This window comes from Verrucomicrobiia bacterium (assembly GCA_035460805.1).
In the GTDB taxonomy this organism is placed as follows: domain Bacteria; phylum Patescibacteriota; class UBA1384; order CAILIB01; family CAILIB01; genus DATHWI01.
Genome location: DATHWI010000139.1, coordinates 1 through 2,320 on the forward strand (window position 1 = coordinate 1; position 2,320 = coordinate 2,320).

Genomic DNA, 2,320 nt, shown 5'->3' on the forward strand with positions numbered 1-2,320 from the left:
GGCTTCAGCAAATGGCCCGTGGACGGATGACACACTACGCTACAGCTATGACTGGCGGGGACGGCTTGCAAAAAGCGAGATTGTGGCCGACGACGGAGTTACTGTGACCCGGTCCGAGGAGTTAACTCTCGATGCGTTGGGCAGGACCTCCCAGCTGGCGAACGATCTGGGCACTTTCACCGGCACATATAATAGCGGCAACCTCACAAACCTGCCTGATCAGGTGGACCTCCCCGGAGGGTTCAACACCCTCTATATCCGCTATGCTGCCAACGCCGGTCCCAATGCGTTGGGGTTGCAAACCATCCATCACCGCCAGGGCACCAGCACCGTGCAGAAGCACGACTACACCTATGAGCTGACGGGCAACCTCAAAACCTGGGACCGCACCAATGCCAGCGCCAATGTGACCTCTTGGGCCCTGCGGCACGACCAGGCTGATCAACTCAACGATTTAGACGAGAGCCTTGATGGAGTCCCCCAGAAGAAGGAAGCCTGGCACTATGACGCTGCCGGAAACATCAGTTCTGCGGTGAACCTGCCTGCGGGAGGTCCGGGCACCTTGCAGATCCACACGAACGAAGGCCGCAACCAACTGGCCACTCTTGGGGGGCCTGGAAAAGCCTCCGTGGAAGGCACGACCGATGAAGCCTCCCAAGTGAAGGTCAACGGAAGCGCTGCAACTGTCACCAAGCTGGGACCGTCTGGTCCCTGGCAGTTCAAGAAGGAAGTGAGCCTGGTTACCGGGAGCAACGCGATTTCCGTGGAGGCAACCGATGCCAACAGCAACGTCAAAACCAACAACTATACAGTGACGGTGTCGGCTGGAGTTGACCAGGAAGTGGACTATGATGCCAACGGCAATGTCACAGAACAACGCGATGGCAGTGGGACGGTGATTCAACGGCTGGAGTGGGATGCTCAAAACCAGCTCTTGGCAGTGCAGAGCGCCGCAGTGCCCGTTACAGGAGCAAGACGCAGCGAGTTTGGCTACGACGGCTTTGGTCGCCGGGTACGTCAGGTGGAGAAGGAGCACAATGGGACCATCTGGGTGGTTCTCAGCCAGTGGAGCTACATTTGGGATGGGCTGGAATTGGCACAAAAACGCGACAGCGTCAGCAATGTTGTCGCCGCGACCTACTATGCCGGAGGTGAAAAGGCAGGAGCCAATGCACTGGTTTATCTTGGCGACCACCTTGGCAGCGTGAGACGATGGTACCGAGTGAGCGACGGTGTCATCGGAGAAGCAGAGTTTGGAGCTTATGGCGAGCTCTCGCTCACCTCGGCGGGCCCAGGGGTGACCGAGCGGGGCTTCACTGGGCACCTGACCCATGCCCCAAGCGGGCTGACGCTTGCGCCTTATCGGATTTACAGCCCCCAGCTGAAAAGATGGCTAAGCGAGGATCCGATTGAGGAGTCAGGGGGGCTAAACCTCTATGGTTATGTCGGCAACAGCCCGGTGAACGCCTGGGATCCGCTTGGATTGGAAGATTATAGCTTCCACAAGGAAGGTTCAAAAGGCGACTATCTTCACAAAAAAGCCGGAGGGACGATGCCCAAAGAGTTTTCAGTAGCTGCTCACATCAACGAATTTGACAAAAATCAAATCATCGAAGAACGCGGAAAGAAGAAATCAGGGGTGACACCCAGTCAGCTAAAGGACATCTTAAATGATCCAAAATCGGGTTACGTTAAAGATACCCCAATCCGTCTCAATGTTTGCAACACTGGCGAAGGAGGCGACGATAGCTATGCTCAAAAATTGGCAGATTTGATGGGGGTCGACGTCACTGCGCCAACTGGGACATTAACTGTCGCTCAAGAAGGCATCACGGTCCGAAATCCCTTCAACGAAGACAAACCACTTTATGAACCCCCAGTGACATTCACACCGGAGCCTGGCACCAGCTACAAAACATTTTCACCCCAAAAACGATGAGTGCGACAGGCAAACGCGCAAGATTGGTGACGATCGTCAGCCTGGCTGTAATAGCCATTGGGTGGTTTTTAGCCACTTCAGTTCGTTGGGTGCAAGTGACAAAACCATCAACAAGGGAAGAATATTCCCTAACCGAGCAAGAAATTCATGCTCTAGAAGTCAAGGCTGGCACTGGCGAAGCAGATGCGGCAATGAGGCTCGGCCTCTATTACCGCCTTTCTGCGGGCAACAATGACAAATCCAAGCATTGGTTTTTGAGAGCTAAGGAGCTAGGGACGTCAGAAGCAGATTCCTGGCTTGATGAATAAAATCAGAAAATAGAGCGGCGACGACGCCTCTGACGTGTCTACAGTCTGGAGTTAGAACATCTCACGGCGCAGG

Annotated in this window: 2 protein-coding genes; both read left to right on the plus strand. The window is 54.8% G+C overall.

Features of this window, described 5'->3' with window-relative positions; genetic code table 11:
- The coding region (locus VLA04_05835) for an RHS repeat-associated core domain-containing protein (protein HSI21183.1) at positions 1-1,939 on the plus strand (1,939 nt) is incomplete at its 5' end.
- Positions 1,936-2,247 carry a hypothetical protein gene (locus tag VLA04_05840; GenBank protein ID HSI21184.1) on the plus strand — a complete coding sequence of 104 codons (312 nt, stop codon included), beginning with the start codon at positions 1,936-1,938 and terminating at the stop codon, positions 2,245-2,247. The genes VLA04_05835 and VLA04_05840, both read left to right, overlap by 4 nt.
- The last annotated feature ends 73 nt before the right edge of the window (positions 2,248-2,320 follow it).

Excerpts from the sequence above, each read along its gene's own strand:
- VLA04_05840 (HSI21184.1), top strand. The coding sequence starts at position 1,936 with ATGAGTGCGACAGGCAAACGCGCAAGATTGGTGACGATCGTCAGCCTG.